The sequence below is a fragment of the Pontibacter mangrovi genome (assembly GCF_006385705.1).
Taxonomy (GTDB): Bacteria; Bacteroidota; Bacteroidia; order Cytophagales; family Hymenobacteraceae; genus Pontibacter; species Pontibacter mangrovi.
The window spans coordinates 58,571-75,931 of record NZ_VFRQ01000007.1 but is presented as its reverse complement, the minus strand read 5'-3'; the positions used below and the strand labels follow the sequence as shown (position 1 = coordinate 75,931).

14 protein-coding genes are annotated in these 17,361 nt (G+C 51.8%); 11 read left to right on the top strand and 3 right to left on the bottom strand.

Translation table 11 applies throughout. The features are described 5' to 3' along the window. Window positions 1–155: 155 nt before the first annotated feature. The 8 genes from FJM65_RS13830 to rplT all read left to right on the top strand — a co-directional run bounded on the left by FJM65_RS13830 (window position 156) and on the right by rplT (window position 10,107). Complete coding sequence (locus FJM65_RS13830; protein ID WP_140622139.1) at window positions 156–2,018, top strand: DNA topoisomerase IV subunit B; 1,863 nt, start codon at window positions 156–158, stop codon at window positions 2,016–2,018. After that, complete coding sequence (locus tag FJM65_RS13825; protein ID WP_140622138.1) at window positions 2,011–4,761, top strand: DNA gyrase/topoisomerase IV subunit A; 2,751 nt, start codon at window positions 2,011–2,013, stop codon at window positions 4,759–4,761. The genes FJM65_RS13830 and FJM65_RS13825 overlap by 8 nt, the downstream gene beginning before the upstream one ends. 67 nt (window positions 4,762–4,828) lie before the next feature. Continuing rightward, complete coding sequence (locus FJM65_RS13820; RefSeq protein WP_239022957.1) at window positions 4,829–5,620, top strand: tetratricopeptide repeat protein; 792 nt, start codon at window positions 4,829–4,831, stop codon at window positions 5,618–5,620. 161 nt (window positions 5,621–5,781) lie between these two features. Then, window positions 5,782–6,861, top strand: a complete 1,080-nt coding sequence (locus tag FJM65_RS13815) for a tetratricopeptide repeat protein (RefSeq protein WP_181163720.1) — start codon at window positions 5,782–5,784, stop codon at window positions 6,859–6,861. Window positions 6,862–6,867: 6 nt separating this feature from the next. Then, the gene (gene thrS, locus FJM65_RS13810; RefSeq protein ID WP_140622136.1) at window positions 6,868–8,805 is read left to right on the top strand and encodes a threonine--tRNA ligase; all 1,938 of its coding nucleotides are present in this window, start codon (window positions 6,868–6,870) and stop codon (window positions 8,803–8,805) included. Between the two features lie 117 nt (window positions 8,806–8,922). Then, window positions 8,923–9,444, top strand: a complete 522-nt coding sequence (gene infC / locus FJM65_RS13805) for a translation initiation factor IF-3 (protein WP_140622135.1) — start codon at window positions 8,923–8,925, stop codon at window positions 9,442–9,444. A gap of 23 nt (window positions 9,445–9,467) precedes the next feature. Then, on the top strand, window positions 9,468–9,662 hold the full coding sequence (gene rpmI, locus FJM65_RS13800) for a 50S ribosomal protein L35 (RefSeq protein ID WP_025605954.1): 195 nt from the start codon (window positions 9,468–9,470) through the stop codon (window positions 9,660–9,662). A gap of 100 nt (window positions 9,663–9,762) precedes the next feature. Next, complete coding sequence (gene rplT / locus FJM65_RS13795; RefSeq protein WP_140622134.1) at window positions 9,763–10,107, top strand: 50S ribosomal protein L20; 345 nt, start codon at window positions 9,763–9,765, stop codon at window positions 10,105–10,107. A gap of 519 nt (window positions 10,108–10,626) precedes the next feature. On the opposite strand, the gene accC is transcribed toward rplT, so the two are convergent. Next, complete coding sequence (gene accC, locus FJM65_RS13790; protein WP_140622133.1) at window positions 10,627–12,129, bottom strand: acetyl-CoA carboxylase biotin carboxylase subunit; 1,503 nt, start codon at window positions 12,127–12,129, stop codon at window positions 10,627–10,629. Between the two features lie 210 nt (window positions 12,130–12,339). On the opposite strand from accC, the gene FJM65_RS13785 reads away from it, so the two are divergent. Continuing rightward, complete coding sequence (locus tag FJM65_RS13785; RefSeq protein ID WP_140622132.1) at window positions 12,340–13,578, top strand: aminotransferase class I/II-fold pyridoxal phosphate-dependent enzyme; 1,239 nt, start codon at window positions 12,340–12,342, stop codon at window positions 13,576–13,578. 105 nt (window positions 13,579–13,683) lie between these two features. Further along, on the top strand, window positions 13,684–13,875 hold the full coding sequence (locus FJM65_RS13780; protein ID WP_140622131.1) for a histone H1: 192 nt from the start codon (window positions 13,684–13,686) through the stop codon (window positions 13,873–13,875). 78 nt (window positions 13,876–13,953) lie between these two features. Here FJM65_RS13780 and tyrS read toward each other — a convergent pair whose 3' ends face one another. Beyond that, window positions 13,954–15,258 carry a tyrosine--tRNA ligase gene (gene tyrS / locus FJM65_RS13775; RefSeq protein ID WP_140622130.1) on the bottom strand — a complete coding sequence of 435 codons (1,305 nt, stop codon included), beginning with the start codon at window positions 15,256–15,258 and terminating at the stop codon, window positions 13,954–13,956. Here tyrS and FJM65_RS13770 point away from each other — a divergent pair. Beyond that, the gene (locus FJM65_RS13770) at window positions 15,217–16,113 is read left to right on the top strand and encodes a TlpA family protein disulfide reductase (RefSeq protein ID WP_181163719.1); all 897 of its coding nucleotides are present in this window, start codon (window positions 15,217–15,219) and stop codon (window positions 16,111–16,113) included. The genes tyrS and FJM65_RS13770 overlap by 42 nt on opposite strands. A 2-nt stretch (window positions 16,114–16,115) precedes the next feature. Here the strand turns inward: FJM65_RS13770 and FJM65_RS13765 are convergent, their stop codons facing one another. Beyond that, on the bottom strand, window positions 16,116–17,348 hold the full coding sequence (locus tag FJM65_RS13765; RefSeq protein ID WP_239022956.1) for a hypothetical protein: 1,233 nt from the start codon (window positions 17,346–17,348) through the stop codon (window positions 16,116–16,118). Between the last annotated feature and the right edge of the window lie 13 nt (window positions 17,349–17,361).

Genomic DNA, 17,361 nt, shown 5'->3' with positions numbered 1-17,361 from the left:
GAAGTATAAGCATGAAACTGGCTAATGCTATTAGTAATTTTAAGCCTCTTTTCTTAATTTAGCATCTGGCAGGAACTTATCACTAGCTTCTTGTCTTTTATATTTTCCTATATTTCGGATCGAATTACCTAATCAACTACACTTACGCTTACAGCATGGCAGAGTTAGACCATAACTATAACGAAGACAGTATCCGCTCCCTGGAGCCGCGCGAGCACATCAGGTTGCGCCCCGGTATGTACATCGGTAAACTGGGCGATGGCTCTTCGGCTGACGACGGTATTTACATTTTGGTGAAGGAGGTGATCGACAACTCCATTGACGAGCACGTGATGGGCTTCGGAAAGACCATTGAGGTGAAGATCTCCGACCACAAGGTGCAGGTGCGCGACTATGGCCGCGGCATTCCGCTGGGCAAGGTGATCGACTGCGTGAGCAAGATAAACACGGGCGGTAAGTACGACAGCAAAGCTTTCCAGAAGTCGGTAGGTCTGAACGGGGTGGGTACGAAGGCGGTGAACGCCCTTTCCAGCCACTTCCGCATTCAGTCGGTGCGCGACGGCAAGATGAAGGCCGCTGAGTTTGAGAAAGGGGTGCTCACTGAGGATTTTGACGTGCAGGAGTCGAGCCAGCGCAACGGCACGCTCACCACCTTTACGCCAGACGACACCATTTTCAAGCACTATAAGTTCAACCCGGATTACCTGGAGAACCAGATCTGGAACTATGTATACTTGAATGCCGGCCTCACCATCAACTTCAACGGGAAGAAATTCTACTCCGAAAACGGCCTGCTTGACCTGCTGCGCAACAAAGCCGACGAGGAGAGCATGCGCTACCCGATCATCCACCTGAAAGGAGAGGACATTGAGCTGGCCATGACCCATGGCAACGACTATGGCGAAGAGTACTATTCCTTCGTGAACGGCCAGTATACCACTATGGGCGGTACGCATTTGGCGGCCTTCCGCGAGGCGGTGGTGAAGACCGTGCGTGATTTCTATAAGAAAGACTACGACGCGGCGGATATCCGCGGCTCCATTATCGGTGCTATCTCTATCCGTGTGCAGGAGCCGGTGTTTGAGTCGCAGACAAAGACAAAACTGGGCTCTATTGAGATGGGACCGGACGGTCCAGCCGTGCGTGCCTACATTAACGACTTTGTGCGCGAGCACCTGGACAACTACCTGCACAAGAACCCGGCCACGGCCGAGGCGCTGAAGAAGCGCATTGAACAGAGCGAGCGCGAGCGCAAGGACATGGCCGGCGTGAAAAAGCTGGCGAATCAGCGCGCTAAAAAAGCCAACCTGCACAACCGCAAGCTGCGCGACTGCCGCCTGCACTTCAACGAGGACAAGCACGAGAACTCTATACTTTCCACGCTGTTCATCACCGAGGGCGACTCGGCCAGCGGCTCGATCACGAAATCCAGGAACGTGGATGTGGAGGCGGTGTTCAGCTTAAGAGGTAAGCCGCTAAACTGCTTCGGCATGAAGAAGAAGGTGGTGTATGAGAACGAGGAGTTTAACCTGTTGCAGCACGCCCTGAACATAGAAGAGGGGCTGGAGGGGCTGCGTTACAACCGCGTGGTCATCGCCACGGATGCCGACGTGGACGGCATGCACATCCGCCTTCTGCTGCTCACCTTCTTCCTCCAGTTCTTCCCGGACCTGGTGCGCAACGGCCATGTGTACATCCTGGAGACGCCGCTTTTCCGGGTGCGCAACAAGAAAGAAACGATCTACTGCTACAACGAAACCGAGAAGCAGGAGGCGATTAACAAACTGGGCAAGAAGCCCGAGATCACCCGCTTTAAGGGCTTAGGAGAGATCTCACCGGACGAGTTCGGCAAGTTTATCGGCGACAACATCAAACTGAAGCCGGTGATCCTGCAGAAGGATACCACGATACAGAAGATGCTGAGCTACTACATGGGCAAAAACACGCCTGACCGTCAGCAGTTCATCATCGAGAACCTGAAGATTGAAAAAGACATAGTTGAAGAAGTATATGCATAACGACGAGCTGAACAACGAAGAATTAGAGCATAACGAAGAGCTGGAGGTAGAATTTACGGATGGGGAGGAAGAAGTCATCCATAACGTAACGCCTGTTTCCGGACTATACGAAAACTGGTTCCTCGACTATGCTTCTTACGTGATTTTGGAGCGTGCGGTGCCCGCCATCGAGGATGGTTTGAAGCCGGTGCAGCGCCGCATCCTGCACGCCATGCGCGAGATGGACGACGGCCGCTTTAACAAGGTGGCCAACGTGATCGGCCAAACCATGCAGTACCACCCGCACGGGGATGCCTCTATTGGCGACGCCATGGTGAACCTGGGGCAGAAAGACCTGCTGATCGAGACGCAGGGTAACTGGGGCGATGTGCGTACCGGCGACAGTGCGGCGGCACCGCGATATATTGAGGCGCGCCTGTCTAAGTTTGCCTTGGATGTGGTGTTTAATCCGCAGACCACGCAGTGGCAGCTGAGCTACGACGGCCGTAAGAACGAGCCGGTGACACTACCGGTGAAATTTCCGCTTCTGCTGGCGCAGGGCGTGGAAGGTATCGCCGTAGGCCTGTCCACGAAGATCATGCCGCACAACTTCAAGGAGCTGATCAAAGCCTCTATTGATGTGCTCAAAGGCCGTAGCACCAATCTGTTGCCAGACTTTCTGACGGGTGGTCAGATTGACGTGACGAACTATAACGGCGGCCAGCGAGGAGGAAAGATCCGCGTGCGTGCCACGATCGAGAAGGTGGACAAGACCATGCTCATCATCCGTGACGTGCCTTACGGTACGACCACTACCGGTTTGATGGAGTCGATCGTGAAGGCTAGCGAGAACAACAAGATCAAGATCAAGAAGGTGATCGACAATACAGCTGCCGATGTAGAGATACAGGTGCAGTTGCCGCCGGGTGTTTCACCGGACCTGACGATGGATGCCCTTTATGCCTTCACCGACTGCGAGGTGTCGATCTCTCCGAACGCCTGTGTGATCATCAACGAGAAGCCGCACTTCCTGGATGTGAACGAACTGCTGCGCATTTCCACTTTCAAGACAGTGGACCTGCTGAAGCGCGAGCTGGAGATTCGCAAAGGTGAACTGGAGGACAAGTGGCACTACTCGTCGCTGGAGAAGATCTTTATTGAGAACCGCATTTACCGCGACATTGAGGAGTGTGAGACGTGGGAAGCGGTGCTGAATGCCATTGATACCGGCTTGGACCCATACAAGCACCTGCTGCGCCGCCAGGTGACCGAGGAGGACATCATTCGCCTGACCGAGATCAAGATCAAGCGCATCTCCAAGTATGACTCCTTTAAAGCGGATGAGTATATCAAGAAGCTGGAGGAGGAGATGGCTGAGGTAGACGATAACCTGGCTAACCTGATCCGCTACGCGATTTCATACTTTGAGGGCTTGCTGAAGAAGTATGGCCAGGGCAAAGACCGCCGTACGCAGGTGAAAACCTTTGATGTGATCAACGCCCAGAATGTGGCCATCGCTAACCAAAAGCTCTACATGAACGCCAAGGACGGCTTTATCGGAACCAGCCTGCGCAAGGACGACTTTGTGTGCGACTGCTCCGACATGGACGACATCATCGTGTTCCGCAAAGATGGTAAGTTCATGGTGACGAAGGTGGCGGAGAAAACCTTTGTGGGCAAAGACATCATACTTGCCGGTGTGTATAATAAGAACGACGAGCACATGGTCTACAACATGATCTATCTGGATGGCAAGTCGGGTGTATCGTACGCCAAGCGTTTCTCTGTCAAATCCATCACCCGCGACAAGGAGTATGACCTGACCAAGGGCAACAAAGGCTCGAAAGTACATTACCTGACGGCCAACCCGAACTCCGAGTCGGAGGTGGTAACCGTGACGCTTTCACCAAACGCATCGGCCAGAAACAAAACCTTCGACTTTGATTTTGCCGAGCTGATGATCAAAGGCAAAGGCTCTAACGGCAACATCGTGACGAAGTACCCGGTGAAGAAGGTGGTGCAGAAGAGTTTGGGTGAGTCTACGCTGGGTGGCCGTGAAGTATACTACGATGAGGTGATCGGACGTTTAAACACCGAAGGCCGTGGCCGTTACCTTGGTTCCTTCAACACAGACGACACGATTCTGGCGGTTTACGAAGACGGCACTTACGAGTTGACCTCGTTTGACCTGGCCAACCACTATACTGTGGAGAAGCTGAAGGTGCTGCAAAAGTATGACCCGGAGCTGGTTATTTCGGCTATCTATTACGAGGGCGAGAACAAAATATACTATGTAAAGCGCTTCAAGGTAGAAACGACAACCGTGGGCAAGCGCTTCGCCTTTATCCCGGAAACAAAGAACTCCAGGCTGGAAGCGGTTTCCACGCATCCCGAGCCGCTGGCAAGCATCAAGTTCAAGCGCTCTATTAGAGGTGAGCGGGAGTCAGAGAAGCTGCTGCTGAACGAGTTTATTGATGTGAAAGGGTGGAAAGCGCTTGGTAACAAGCTGAACTATTATAAAATATTTGAGGTTGATGTGCCGAGAATGTCGGAGGTAGAGCAGCCTGAGGAGGAAAAGCCAAAGGCAAAGCGCTCGCAGCGAAAGGAGCCGGTGGCGGTCCCCTCGCAGCTGAAAGAGCTGGCTGAGGAAGCTGCCAAGGTTAGCGGTTCTCAACCTATGGCACTGGAGGCCGTAGAAATAGACGTAGACACTGAAGAGGCAAAAAGGGCACTGAAGGAGAAGAAGCAACTCGATCTTTTTTAAGATTTTCTCTCCTGATGCCTTGCGATAATCGCTGAATCTTGCTAGGTTAAAGGAGTTGAAAATAAGTATGAAAAGATTCTGTATCGTTTGTGTGGTAGGTTTTCTCCTTTGCGGGGGTAATCCGGTGCCAGCCTGGGCATCAGACAATCCTGTAGTCGGGAATACCGAGCTGATGAAACGGGCAGAAGAGCTTCTGAACAGCTACAAAGACAGCGAGGCGCTGAAGTTGTATGAGCAGGTGATCGTTGCCTCTCCCGATAATTTTGAGGCACTTTGCAAGGCGAGCATTTTGCACAGCCGCATCGGCGACCGCTTTTCGGATGAGACGCGAAAGCTGGAGCATTTTAACAAAGCCGCAGCTTATGCCCAAAGTGCTTATACTTTGCAGCCGAAGAACGCTGAATCGAACTATGCGATGGCTGTAGCTCTGGGCGCGAAAGCGATGGTGTCCGGCCCCAAAGAGCGTCTGAGAAACATACATCAGATGAAGCCTTATGTGGACGCAGCCTTGCAAGCCGACAGTCACCATGCTGGCGCCTGGCATGTGCTGGGGCGGTGGTACTTCAAGATGGCGAACCTGAACTTTGCCGAGCGAGCAGCCTGCAAAATGATTTTTGGAGGCGTAGCGGAAGAGGCTACAAACCAAAAAGCGGCAGAGGCTATCGAAAAAGCCGTTTCCTATGCTCCGGGCAATATTAGCTATTATTATGACCTAGCCTGCGTGTACAAAGAAATGAAAAACACGACAGCCTGCATCGATACCTTGCACAAGGCCCTTTCGCTTTCGCTTCGAACCCAGGACGAACTTGAGCTAAGCAGGCGGTGCAATATGATGTTGCAGGAGCAACAGAAAATTTAAAATAGAAACCGATGATAGAGCCTGCTTCCTTTTAGGTAGCAGGCTTTTGTTTTTTATAGCCGGCGGTAAGAGCGCTGCGGGTGTTTCTATTTGGTTAAAATGTCTTAATTTAGCGCAGACAAGTATAAATGCGCCTGAGAAAGTATAAAGAGCCGGTAAGAATGCGAATTTTAGGGATGTTGCTGTTGGGCTTGTCGGTATCTTTGGCTGGCTGCACGCTGGACGAAGGTGACCACGAGCAGATGGTGAACCTGGCTGAGGTGAAGGATGACCCCGCGTCGCAACTGCGGAACCTGAATGCCGCCATCGAGAACTCTGAGCGCGACGGCAGTTTGTATGCCCGGCGCGCTGTTGTGCTGTTGCGGAAAGGGGAGTTGGAGCAGGCACTTGAGGATGCGGACCGGGCGGTAGCGCTCACAAAAAAGCAGCCCTCCAGTTTGTTCGTGAAAGCACAGGTACTGCGGGCCATGGGGAAAACCGAAGAAGCCATGCCGCTGGCGCTGGCAGCAGAGCGCAACTCATTTCAGAGCGCGCCCTTGTATGTGCTGCTGGGAGAGCTGTACTTAGAGCAAAAAGAGTATAAAAAGTCGCTGGAGCAGCTGGATAAGGCACAGGAACTGTCGCCCTACAACGAGTTTGCCTTTTATTACAAAGGGCGGGTGTGGGAAGAAACCGGGGACACCGCTAAGGCAGTTCATAATTTCCGGTTGGCCCTGGAGCAGGACCCGGATTTTATGGAGCCGCAGCGCGAGCTGGCAGCTATCATGGTTAGTAAAGGAGACCTTGAGCAGGCAACGGCATACCTGTTGAAATCCAAGGCGAAAGCCAAGAATGATGCCAAGCTTTGGCTTACCCAGGGCAGGATTTATGAGGCGGTGCAGAAACAGGATAGCGCCATACTTGCCTACCGGAAGGCGGTAAGTATAAACGATACGCTTTCAGGGGCTCAGTTTAAACTTGCCGTTTTTGAACTAGGGCAGGGAAACAACGAAGAGGCGCTGGAGCGGCTGGAGAAAATTTACAAACCATACCGTTCTGATCCGGATTACCTGGCCAGACTAGCCAGCGCCTACGAGCGGAACGGCCTTTACTCGAAAGCGATGGAAACCTACCAGCTCCTGCTGGCAAAAGACCCAACTGCAGTATATGCCAAACGGGCCGTCGCACGGTTAAAGTATAGAATTGCAAGACCAATGCCTGATAGTGCAGCTGTACGCCTACAGGAACAGATAGAAAGATAAACAACTATGATCAACATCACACTGCCAGACGGTTCGGTGCGCCAGTACGAAAGCGGCGTTTCCAGCCTTGAGATCGCCCAGAGCATTAGCGAAGGCTTAGCCCGAAATGTGCTTGCTGCCAAAGTAAACGGAACGATATGGGATGCAACGCGCCCTATCAGCGAGGACGCCACGGTGCAACTGCTCACCTGGAACGATGAGGAAGGCAAAAACACCTTCTGGCACTCTTCTGCCCACCTGCTGGCGGAAGCTTTGGAAGACCTGTATCCGGATGTGAAATTCGGTATAGGGCCTCCGGTGGAGAACGGCTTTTATTACGACGTGGATCTGGGGGAGCACCACCTTTCGCAGGAAGACATTGCGAAGCTGGAGCAGAAAATGCTGGAGCTGGCCCGCCAGAAAAACGAGTATAAGCGCAGCGAGGTTTCCAAAGCTGACGCTGTTGCATACTTTACCGAGAAGGGCGACGAGTATAAACTGGACCTGATTAAAGACTTGGAGGACGGTTCTATCACATTTTATGAGCAGGGTAATTTCGTAGACCTTTGCCGTGGGCCGCACATCCCGAACACAGGCTTTATCAAGGCGGCCAAGATCATGAACATTGCCGGCGCTTACTGGCGCGGCGACGAAAAGAACAAGCAGCTGACCCGTATCTACGGCGTCACTTTTCCGAAGCAGAAGGAGCTGACAGAGTACCTGGAGCGCCTGGAGGAAGCCAAGAAGCGCGACCACCGCAAGCTGGGTAAGGAGCTGGAGCTGTTCACTTTCTCTGAGAAGGTAGGCATGGGGCTGCCGCTGTGGTTGCCAAAAGGTACCCTGCTGCGCGAGCGCTTGGAGCAGTTTATGCGCAGAGCGCAGGTAAAAGCCGGGTATCAGCCGGTGGTGACGCCGCATATCGGCAGCAAAGAGCTTTATGTTACCTCAGGCCACTACGAAAAGTATGGCGCAGACTCTTTCCAGCCGATCAAGACACCCAATGAGAACGAGGAGTTCCTGCTGAAGCCGATGAACTGCCCGCACCACTGCGAGATCTATAAGTCTCGTCCGCGCTCTTATAAGGAGCTGCCGGTGCGGTTTGCAGAGTTTGGCACCGTATACCGCTACGAGCAGAGCGGCGAGCTGCACGGCCTGACCCGCGTGCGTGGCTTTACCCAGGACGATGCGCACATCTTCTGCCGCCCCGATCAGGTGAAGGAGGAGTTCATCAAGGTGATCGACCTGGTGCTGTATGTATTTAAGGCGCTTGGCTTTGATGACTATACCGCCCAGATCTCGCTCCGCGACCCGGAGAACAAATCCAAGTACATCGGCACGGACGAAGTATGGGAGAAAGCCGAGAGCGCTATTATAGAGGCTGCAGAAGAGAAAGGCCTTCGCACTGTAACCGAACTGGGAGAAGCTGCGTTTTACGGACCTAAGCTCGACTTTATGGTGAAGGATGCCCTTGGCCGTAAGTGGCAGCTGGGAACTATTCAGGTTGATTATAACTTACCAGAAAGGTTCCAGCTGGAATACATTGGTGCTGATAACCAGAAACATCGGCCGGTTATGATCCACCGTGCGCCGTTTGGCTCGCTGGAACGTTTCGTGGCGGTGCTGATCGAGCACTGCGGCGGTAACTTCCCACTGTGGCTGAGCCCGGAGCAGATTGCCATACTTCCGATCTCTGAGAAGTACCATGAATATGCCCAGCAGGTATACGATCGCCTGCAGCAGGACGACATCAGGGGCTACGTGGATAACCGTGACGAGAAAATTGGCCGCAAGATACGCGACGCGGAGGTGCGTAAGGTGCCTTATATGCTGATCGTGGGGGAGAAGGAGCAGGAGAACGGCGCGGTGTCTGTTAGAAAGCACGGCGAAGGCGACCTGGGTTCCATGGCGATCGAGGAGTTCAGCACATACTTTCAGGGCAAAATCGCTGAAATGCTGAACAATTAAAGGAGAAATTTCTTTTTTGATAGATAATTTGCGATATTCGCAACCTAATTGTAGAATTTAAATTAAGGAGGTACAACTATAGCTACGCAGAACAGGCGCTACATCCCACGCGGAAAGGTGGAGGAGCCATACAAAGTCAATGAAAAAATAACTGCCAGAGAAGTCCGGTTGGTTGGTGACAATGTTGAGCAAGGAGTGTTCTCAACCAGAGATGCTCAAAAGATAGCGAATGAGCAAAATCTTGACTTGGTTGAGATTTCGCCTACAGCCAATCCACCTGTATGCCGCATCATCGATTATTCTAAGTTCAAGTACGAACAGAAGAAGAAGACCAGGGAGATGAAGGCAAAGCAGCAGAAAGTTGTGATCAAGGAGATCCGCTTCGGTCCGAACACCGACGACCACGACTTTGAGTTTAAGCTGAAGCACGCCAAAGGCTTCCTGGAGAGTGGTTACAAGATCAAGTCTTACGTGCACTTCGTGGGCAGGTCAATCGTATTTAAAGAGCGCGGCGAGATCCTGTTGCTGAAGTTTGCGCAGGCGCTGGAGGATTTAGCAAAAGTTGAGCAGTTGCCAAAGCTGGAAGGAAAGCGCATGTTCCTGATTCTGGCTCCGAAAAACGCTCCTGTGAAAAAGTAATTTTTTCAATTAATTATATACTCATGCCAAAAGTAAAAACCAAGTCTGGTGCAAAGAAGCGTTTTTCTTTGACAGGCACTGGCAAGATCAAGCGTAAGCACGCTTACAAAAGCCACATCCTGACCAAGAAGACGACAAAGCAGAAGCGTAATTTGACTCACATCGGCCTAGTTAGCAAAGCTGACGAGGCAAACGTTAAATTCATGCTGAAAATCTAATTCTGCGATAGAATTAGTGTAGGTTAATTATTAGTACGAACCCGGTGTCTGGTCTTTAAAAGATTTATCATAATCACCAGCCGCCAAAACTTTAAACAAAATGCCTAGATCGGTAAATGTCGTAGCAGCACGACACAGAAGAAAAAAAGTAATGAAAATGGCCAAAGGTTACTTTGGCCGTCGCAAGAACGTTTGGACAGTTGCGAAAAACGCGGTAGAAAAAGGTTTGCTGTATGCTTACCGCGACAGAAAAGCTAAGAAGAGAGACTTCAGAGCGCTGTGGATCCAGCGTATCAACGCCGGTGCCCGCGAGCACGGCTTGTCTTACTCTGTGCTGATGGGCGGCCTGAAGAAGGCGAACATCGACCTGAACCGCAAAGTACTTGCTGACCTGGCGATGAACCACCCAGAGGCTTTCAAAGCTATCGTTGATAAAGTAAAGTAATTTACTTTCAGATATAATACAGAAGGGCTTAGCGACATGCTAAGCCCTTTTTGTTTTTATACGTTGCAGGCCTGCTGCCGCAAGTTTAGCGACAGCGTAACTTGTGGCAAAGCATGAGGCAGGTTTGTAACTTGCTTTCTGCCCAGGCAGAAAAGTATAAATTTGAAAGTATTTATACTTTATAACTTTATACAAAGTATAAACTATAGCGAAAGGCATTGTTGCCCTTTGCTTCTTCGAAGCAAAGTAGTTCTAACTGCTGCGGTAATAATACCATTATCAAATGAATAGCGCGCCCTGGTTCAGTATACAATTTGCCTCCAGCCTAAACCCACCCCTAACCCCCCAAGGAGGGGAATTAGCCTACCGGTTTAAAAATTTCAATGCGCTTGGAACAACAGATGTTTGTATAAGCCATAAGTTATGCTCGCGCTAAACCTATGGCCCAAAAGAAAATCCCCTGAACCAGAGGCGTATACTTCTGATCCAGGGGATTCATACTTTATACTTTCGTTATACTTATCTGGTCCTGTTTCTGCGCCAGTTAGAGGTGCTGTTCTCTGAGGCTAAGGCCACAGCATCAGCGGTGGCGGGTTTTTGCTTGTTCATCAGCATGGCTGCCAAGGCAGCTGCCACTTCGTCGGCTCCTTCGTCCGGCTTTCTTTCCAGCACCTCCGGGCTGAAGTGGCGCTCTATAAACTTAGTGTCGAAGTCGCCGCTTACAAAGGCCTCGTGCTGTAGCACATAAGCTCCAAACGGAAGCGTAGTTTCGATACCGGTAATCTGATACTCCTCGATGGCACGCAGCATCTTGTCAATGGCTTCCTGGCGGTCTTTGCCAAAGGTGACCAGTTTGGCGATCATCGGGTCGTAGTAAATCGGGATTTCCATGCCTTGCTCAAAGCCATCGTCCACCCGCACGCCCAGGCCTTGCGGTCTTCTATAAGTTTCGAGCTTGCCAATATCTGGGAGGAAGTTGTTGGCCGGGTCTTCAGCATAAACGCGTAGCTCCAGCGCGTGGCCGTATATCTCAAGGTCTTCCTGTCGGAAGCTAAGGGCATTGCCTTCTGCGATAAGGATCTGTTCTTTGACCAGGTCCAGGCCCGTAATCTGCTCTGTTACTGGGTGCTCTACCTGCAGGCGGGTGTTCATTTCCAGGAAGTAGAAATTCATGTTCTCGTCCAGCAGGAACTCCACCGTGCCGGCTCCCACATAATCGCAGGCCTTGGCTACGTTTACGGCGTTGCGGCCCATTTCCTCGCGCAGGGCAGGGGTAAGGATGGCCGAAGGCGCTTCTTCGATCACCTTCTGGTGGCGGCGCTGGATAGAGCACTCGCGCTCGAAAAGGTGCACAATATTACCATGGGTGTCGCCTAGCACCTGAATTTCGATGTGGCGTGGTGAGCCGATGTATTTCTCTATAAACACGGAGCCGTCGCCAAAGGCTGAAGTGGCCTCGCTCACAGCCAGCTGCATCTGCTCTTCAAACAGCCCCACGTGCTCCACCACGCGCATGCCTTTGCCTCCGCCGCCGGCGCTGGCTTTAATCAGAATGGGGAAGCCTACCTGCTGGGCAATTTGCTTTGCCTCCTCCACGTCGGTAATGGCTTCTTCGGTGCCGGGTACCATCGGGATGTTATACTTGGCCACGGCAGCCTTCGCCGCCAGTTTGCTGCCCATCAGTTCAATGGCTGCCGGAGAAGGGCCGATAAAGATAATCCCTGCCTCTTCCACTGCCTTGGCAAAGCCAGCGTTCTCCGAGAGGAAACCATAGCCTGGGTGTATGGCGTCCACCCCAAGATCCTTGCAAACCTGGATGATCACGTCGCCGCGCAGGTATGACTCGCTTGACTTAGGTCCGCCCACGCACACAGCCTCATCTGCAAAACGCACATGCAGGGCGTTACGATCGGCTTCGCTGTAAACGGCTACGGTCTTGATACCCATTTCCTTAGCGGTCCTCATAACGCGCAGCGCAATCTCACCACGGTTGGCGACCAGAATCTTGTTGATTTTTCTCATGCAGAAGCTTTACTTTATTTTACTTCAAAGAAACGCTTTTAGAGGCAAAGTTAAAAATGCTCCTTTAAAAATGAGAATCACTGTATAGGGCAACAATTGTATATGAGATGAATAAACCATAACTTTGTGCCGCATTGTACCTTACTGTAAGCTATAGGGCACGATGACAAAAAGATCAGAAATTATCCCGATAACCTAATTATTACACAAGTGGATTTATTTGAAAAGTTGTTGACCAACAGAGGCCCGCTAGGAAGCCACTCGCACTACGCACACGGTTATTTTACATTTCCGAAGCTGGAGGGTGAGATCGCTCCACGTATGAAGTTCAGAGGCAAAGAGGTACTTACCTGGAGCCTTAACAACTACCTTGGCCTGGCAAACCACCCTGAAGTGCGCAAAGCTGATGCTGAAGCCGCGGCAGAGTGGGGGATGGCCACGCCAATGGGCGCGCGCATTATGTCTGGTAATACAAACCTGCATGAGCAGTTGGAGTCTGAGCTGGCAGAATTTGTGAAGAAGGATGACGCCATGCTGCTGAACTTCGGTTATCAGGGGGTGCTTTCAATTATAGATGCCTTGGTTGATCGCCACGATGTGATTGTTTACGACGCCGAGTCTCATGCTTGTATCATAGACGGTGTGCGTCTGCACCAGGGCAAGCGCTTTGTGTATGGCCACAACGACATGGAAAGCCTGGAGAAGCAGCTGGTTCGCGCCACTAAGTGGGCGGAGAACACAGGCGGTGCTATCCTGGTGATTACCGAGGGTGTGTTTGGTATGTCCGGTAACCTAGGCAAGCTGCGCGAAGTGGTGGCCCTGAAGGAGAAATTCAACTTCCGCCTGTTCGTGGATGATGCGCACGGCTTCGGTACGATGGGTGCTACGGGTGCCGGTACTGGAGAGCACCTGGGCGTGCAGGATGGTATTGACGTATACTTCTCAACGTTTGCCAAGTCCATGGCCAGCATCGGTGCCTTTGTGGCATCTAACGAGCAAGTGGTGGAGTACCTGCGCTACAACATGCGTTCGCAGATCTTTGCCAAATCGCTGCCAATGCCGCTGGTAGTGGGTGCCCTGAAACGCCTGGAGCTGCTGCGCTCTAAGCCGGAGCTGAAAGACAAGCTGTGGGAGGTAGTACACGCCCTGCAGAGCGGGCTGCGCGAAAAAGGATTCAACATTGGTACAACTGAATCGCCGGTGACGCCTGTGTTCCTGAACGGCCAGATTCCGGATGCTACGCAGCTGACGCTGGACCTGCGCGAAAACTTCAGCATCTTCTGCTCTATCGTGGTGTACCCGGTGGTTCCAAAGGATGTGATCATGCTGCGCCTGATCCCGACAGCCGCGCACTCGCTGGCTGACGTGGAGGAAACAATCAACGCATTTGAGAAAATTGCACAAAAGCTAGACAAGGGACTGTACTCTACACCCGCAGTTACGGCTTAACGGCTCATAAAGGCTTATATTAAAATTGCCTAATCTTTGCTTGTTTGTAACAAATGTGTATATTAGAGCTACAAAATTAAATGTTTCACTATAACAATTGCTCTAATGAACAACAACTTTAGCAAACTGAAGGACTTAGTTATGTCTCTGGAAGGTGACTTCGAAAAGTTCTATGAGAAAGGCAATGCCGCTGCTGGTACTCGCGTACGCAAAGGCATGCAGGACCTGAAGAACATGGCGCAGGACATCCGCAAGGAAGTTCAGGACATGAAAAACAGCACTGCTGACAAGAAATAAGTTTCAGACAGACTGAATACAACAAAAAAGGAGGCCAGTTTTGGTCTCCTTTTTTGTTGTATTCTATTTGGTAATCAGTTAATTAACTGAGATTAGGTAGTAGTTCTTCTTACCCTTCTGCACCACCAGGTACTTGCCCTGCAGCAGCTCAAAATCGACAGCCTCATCCGCGCTCTGCACCTTTTGGCGGTTTACGCTCACGCCGCCGTTCTTAATCATGCGGCGCGCCTCCCCCTTCGACTCGAACACCTGGCCTCCGGTAATGTCAGAGAGTAGATCCGTTACAGTGGCTGCGCCTGCATAATCATCCTGTGCCACCTGTATATGTGGCACGCCTTCAAACACAGAGAGCAAAACATCCTCTTTTAGCCCCTTAAGGGTATTGAAGTCGCCTTTTCCGAATAAAATTTCAGAGGCATCTACGGCAGCAAGATAATCTTCCTCGGAGTGAACCCGAATTGTAACATCTTTAGCCAGGGCTTTCTGCAGCAATCGCATGTGCGGGGCTTCCTTGTGCTCTTCGGTAATCTGTGCAATCTCATCTTGCGGGAGCAATGTATACACCTTTATCAGCTTCTCCGCCTCCTCGTCCGACAGGTTGAGCCAGAACTGGTAGAATTTGTAAGGAGAGGTAAGCGCCGGGTCGAGCCATACGTTGCCGCCCTCAGACTTGCCGAATTTTGTGCCATCCGATTTGGTCACCAGCTTTCCTACCAGGGCGTAGGCTTTGCCGCCATCCATGCGCCGGATCAGTTCGGTGCCTGTGGTGATGTTGCCCCACTGGTCGGAGGCGCCCATCTGCAGTTTTACTTCTTTGTTTTTATAGAGATGATAGAAGTCGTAGCCCTGAATTAGCTGGTAAGCAAACTCGGTGTAGGAGAGGCCCTCGGCGCGGTCGCCTTCCTCGTCGGCGTTGATGCGCTTCTTTACAGAGTCCTTGCTCATCATGTAGTTCACGGTGATGTGCTTGCCCACCTCGCGCAGGAAATCCAGGTAGTTGAGGTTCTTGAACCAGTCGTAGTTGTTCACGATCTCGGCTGAGTTGGCCCCGCAGTTAAAGTCGAGGAATTTCTCCAGCTGCTGGCGGATGCCTTCCTGGTTCTCGCGCAGCGTGGCCTCGTCCAGCAGGTTGCGCTCTGCCGATTTGCCCGATGGGTCGCCGATCATGCCGGTGGCGCCGCCCACCAGGGCAAGCGGCTTATGGCCGGCGCGCTGCAGGTGCACCAGCAGCATAATGGTGGCCAGGTTGCCGATGTGCAGCGATTTGGCCGTGGGGTCAAAGCCGATGTAGCCGGAAGTCATTCCGGAGGCCAATTGTTCTTCTGTACCCGGCATGAAATCATGGAGCATGCCTCTCCAACGCAGTTCTTCAATAAGATTCATCTATACCTTCGTTCGTCTGTTCCGGGCAAAGATAAAAAAGAGTTGGCAGATTGGGAGAAGGTTAGGCAGGAAAGGGCCGGAATGATCAAATTTATACTATATTCGTGTATCGCTACATTTAAAGTTGTTTTAGACAAACCTTTACCACAAAACATGAAAACATACCTACTCCTTTTTCTCTTTCTTATGGCCCTTGCTCCTGGCTTTGCCCAAAAAGCCGGTGTGAGCCGCTCCTTAACCTTAGGGCCAAAGTCAATTATCTACGACGAGGCAACGGGAAAACAGATCAGATATGAAGAGTTTCTGGAGCGGACGAAAAATAAGCCCCACACTTCGCTCACGGAGAACATCGACAAGTATGGAGAGGCAAGCTCTTATGTCTTAGGCAGCGACACAGGAGGTGAGTTTATGGGAATAGACGTAGCAAAGCGTGCTAAGAAAGGGGAGGCGTTTCCGCCGTTCGTGATGAAGGGGATGAATGGAGAAATGCTGGAGTCTGAAAAGATGGCTGGCAAACTGATTGTGCTGAATTTTCAGCTTTATATGCGGGAGCCTTTCTTCAATGCTGCCACCCTCCAACTGCTAGCGCAGTTTGAAAGCCTCATCAGCCAGCTGGGTGACAGAGAAGAAGTGGTGCCCATTATCGTGACGCATAGTTCGGCAGAAGAAACCGCTGAAGCACTTGCTACCCTTGCTGTGAAGTCTTTTATTGCGCCAAACAGCGGTTCATTCCAAAGGCGCTATTACATAGTAAAGGTTCCTTCCTATATAGTAGTGAACAGGCAAGGCAGGTTAGTAGGCTATGCTGATGATTTAGATGAACTGAAGAAATTGCTGAAAGAAGCCCGCTCGTAAATTCACAAGTTCCCCAACTCTTCTGCAATCTTCTTGTTCCACTGCTCCTGCGCCACCTTGTTCAGGCCGTGCTGCGTTTCGTTGTCGTACTGTTCCTGCAGCTGGTTCATCTCCCGGTACGACTCGATCCAGTGGTACTGTATGATGCTGTTATAATCCTGCACGGATAGTATGGCAGGGGTGATTTTCTGCTTAAACCGCTCGGCCACCAGCTTCGCAATATCAAAGTGCTTCTGCTCGTGGTTCAGGCTGTAGTTGTCGCGGGAGTCGGGCTTTACCCAGGAGGAGCTTTGCAGCACGTATACTTTCAGGTCAAGGATGATCTGTAGTTCGCCGTTTACCACCTCGCTGCGGCCCCCGTAGGCAAAACCCGGAAAAACAGCGGCCGCATACTTACTGGGCTTGGCAGGGCTGCCGGTAAAATCGTTCCAGTTCAGCGGACGGTCAGGCGAGTAGAAAACCGTATCAGCGGCGGAGGCGGAAGTATAATCCGTGAAAATCACGTTTATGCCTTTGGCCAGGCGCGGGTTGGTGGAGGCGTTTTCTTCTATCCATTTGTTAAACCAGGCCAGCGCCCCCGTCAGCGATTGCCTTAGCGCCGGCTCCACCGCCTCCACCTGGCTGGCTGGCCTGTTGTAGCGCACGCCGCCTTTGTATTCCGTCAGAGGTATAACTTCGCCCTCGCCCTGTAACTCAAACTTCATGGAAGTTACCGCCTGTCCCTGCACGCGCCCGTTTTCTGCCGGAGATTCTTTTAGCACAAACTCTTTTAACGTGATGATGATGGGGCGCAGGTTTTCGTTGGCCGGGATGCCTTTGCTGATAAAGCGCTGCACGGCCTGCAGGCCGCCGCCCTGCAGGTCTACAGGTATGGCAGTGGCAACCGGGGCTTTGCCGGGAGCCGGGGCCGGTATGATGTGGGCGACCGCTTTTTTATCTGCCCGCTCATCCACCACCCGGGCCACATAAAACTCTTTTGGCGTAAAGGCCAGCGCCTCCGTCTTCAGCACAATAGGCGATAGGCCATTCTCCGGCGCTACCGCCGAAAGCATGGTAACCAGCGTGAGCATCATCAAAGCCCAAAACGCCACTTTTTGGGGAAACCGGCTACGGCGCCGCGCTCTTTTATGGGAAAACATCATCAGGGGAAAACTAAACCTGCCAAAGTCATACTTGCCAAACGGGGGCAGCGGCTGTAAAGTATAACATACGAGGCGGCTTTTCGGTTCTGCCATTATTCCGGGTTTT

What these genes read in the sequence shown, in the direction of transcription:
- FJM65_RS13830 (WP_140622139.1), top strand. Translation starts at nt 156, where the DNA reads ATGGCAGAGTTAGACCATAACTATAACGAAGACAGTATCCGCTCCCTG.
- FJM65_RS13825 (WP_140622138.1), top strand. Translation starts at nt 2,011, where the DNA reads ATGCATAACGACGAGCTGAACAACGAAGAATTAGAGCATAACGAAGAG.
- FJM65_RS13820 (WP_239022957.1), top strand. Translation starts at nt 4,829, where the DNA reads ATGAAAAGATTCTGTATCGTTTGTGTGGTAGGTTTTCTCCTTTGCGGG.
- FJM65_RS13815 (WP_181163720.1), top strand. Translation starts at nt 5,782, where the DNA reads ATGCGAATTTTAGGGATGTTGCTGTTGGGCTTGTCGGTATCTTTGGCT.
- thrS (WP_140622136.1), top strand. Translation starts at nt 6,868, where the DNA reads ATGATCAACATCACACTGCCAGACGGTTCGGTGCGCCAGTACGAAAGC.
- rpmI (WP_025605954.1), top strand. Translation starts at nt 9,468, where the DNA reads ATGCCAAAAGTAAAAACCAAGTCTGGTGCAAAGAAGCGTTTTTCTTTG.
- rplT (WP_140622134.1), top strand. Translation starts at nt 9,763, where the DNA reads ATGCCTAGATCGGTAAATGTCGTAGCAGCACGACACAGAAGAAAAAAA.
- accC (WP_140622133.1), bottom strand. Translation starts at nt 12,129, where the DNA reads ATGAGAAAAATCAACAAGATTCTGGTCGCCAACCGTGGTGAGATTGCG.
- FJM65_RS13780 (WP_140622131.1), top strand. Translation starts at nt 13,684, where the DNA reads ATGAACAACAACTTTAGCAAACTGAAGGACTTAGTTATGTCTCTGGAA.
- FJM65_RS13770 (WP_181163719.1), top strand. Translation starts at nt 15,217, where the DNA reads ATGGAGCATGCCTCTCCAACGCAGTTCTTCAATAAGATTCATCTATAC.
- tyrS (WP_140622130.1), bottom strand. Translation starts at nt 15,258, where the DNA reads ATGAATCTTATTGAAGAACTGCGTTGGAGAGGCATGCTCCATGATTTC.
- FJM65_RS13765 (WP_239022956.1), bottom strand. Translation starts at nt 17,348, where the DNA reads ATGGCAGAACCGAAAAGCCGCCTCGTATGTTATACTTTACAGCCGCTG.